Here is a 1,826-nt window from a genome sequence, read left to right as displayed (position 1 = left end):
ATCAAGCGTTTTGATTCAGAGTTGTTTGTTTTCAAAGATAAAGGTTGGCAAAAGGTAAATGAAGATGAATTGCAAGGGCTGATATCTAAAATGATACAAGTGTTGCTAGTTGATTATAAGCCCTCGTTAAGTATTCTAAAGAATGTAGTGGTTGGCTTACAAAATTCAATAGATGTAGAAGAACTAGTTGAGAATAAACAGTACATTGGATGCGGTCATAACATGTTTAATCTAGACACATTTGAAGTGGTTGGAAATTCTATAAAGATTTTCCCCACAACACGTCTGAATTTAGAGTTGAATAAAAGTGATGTCATAACTGATAAGATACCGCCATGTTTCAATCGGTACATGCTAGAGCTTTCTAATTTTGATTCTGATTTACAGTACTTTCTTTTTCAACATACAGCGGTGCTTCTTACAGCTAACAAAAAGTATCGCAGAGCCTTACTATTATATGGTGGAGCTAAGAATGGTAAATCCGTATTTATTAATTTAGTTAGGTCATTTTTCTACAGCGAAGACATTGTGTCTAAAGCACTTAACGAGCTTCAAGGCCGTTTTGACAAAGAGAGCTTGGTGGGTAAAAAACTTATGGCAAGTGACGAAATTGGGGAATCAAGGATTCAAGAAAAGATTGTAAATGATTTAAAAAAGTTAGTATCTGTTGAACCAGTGCACGTTGATCGTAAAGGTAAAACACAAGTTGAAACTACTTTGGATTTAAAACTTGCTTTTGGTACAAATGCAAGACTTAATTTTCCATCTGCTCATGCGAAGGCACTAGAGCGTCGAATTGCTATTATACCTTGTGAATACTATGTCGAAAAAGCTGATCCGAATTTAAGTGAAAAGTTACAGAATGAAAAGAAAGCGATTTTCCTCTATTTGATGCATGTCTATCAGCAAATTGTTAATGAAGATAGGGAATATCTCGAAAATGAGCGCGTCACTGAAATATCACATGATTGGCTGAATTTTGGATATGAATTTGTTCCTAGCAAATCAGCTAACCATAAAAGTCAGAAAGCATGCATTAATTTACTCAGAAAACTTATTAATAATGAGTCAGGGTCACGAATTAAATCGGCTGAACTAAATCAAATAATTTGTGAAGAAATAAAGATAAGTCCCCAGGTCGTTAAACAACTAATTCAAGTTAACTTTGATACTCAAACCAAACTAAATGATGGTTATGAATATTGGACAGATTTAGGTTGGAAAAATGCTGTTGACGAAGAAACTCATAATATTTCTAAAGCAGATAACATCATACCATTCGATAAAAATGAGAATGTAACAGATGATGAGGTATTACAAGAAGAGAATTTGGACTTTGATTGGGAGGAATTTGACGATGAATAATGAACAAATTGAAGCATTTGTAGAAGTACTTGTACCTATTATAGAAGAACGTATTCATAAAGGTAAGTAAGCTAATTATGTACTACAGGTATTGGCCTGTAGTACTCATGTTTTTAAGTGGTAAAAGTGATAAAAATGAAACGAAGTTATAAATATATATTATCAATATGATGTTATAAGACCAATGGTCTATAGCAATATTCTAATAAAAGGAGCGATATGTTATGAGTAAGAAAATTGCACTATATTCACGTGTAAGCACATCTGAGCAGTCAGAACGTGGATATTCAATCCATGAACAAGAACAGGTGCTCATCAAAGAAGTTGTTAAAAACTATCCAGGTTATGACTATGATACTTATATCGATTCTGGTATATCAGGTAAAAGTATTGAAGGTCGTCCAGCAATGAAACGTCTATTAAATGATGTTAAAAATAATAAAATCGAAATGGTGTTAAGT

2 protein-coding genes are annotated in these 1,826 nt (G+C 33.1%); both read left to right on the top strand.

Annotation, left to right across the window (positions count from 1 at the left end):
* Nucleotides 1-1,365: DUF5906 domain-containing protein (locus tag ACF91D_RS30055; RefSeq protein WP_392438390.1), on the top strand; the 1,365-nt coding region annotated here is incomplete at its 5' end.
* A 224-nt stretch (nt 1,366-1,589) separates the two neighbouring features.
* Nucleotides 1,590-1,826: recombinase family protein (locus tag ACF91D_RS30050; protein ID WP_392438388.1), on the top strand; the 237-nt coding region annotated here is incomplete at its 3' end.

This window comes from Staphylococcus sp. 231237_7MaSpsaltlick, from assembly GCF_043107035.1.
The sequence above is the reverse complement of the archived record's forward strand: the minus strand, read 5'-3'. Positions and strand labels throughout refer to the sequence as shown.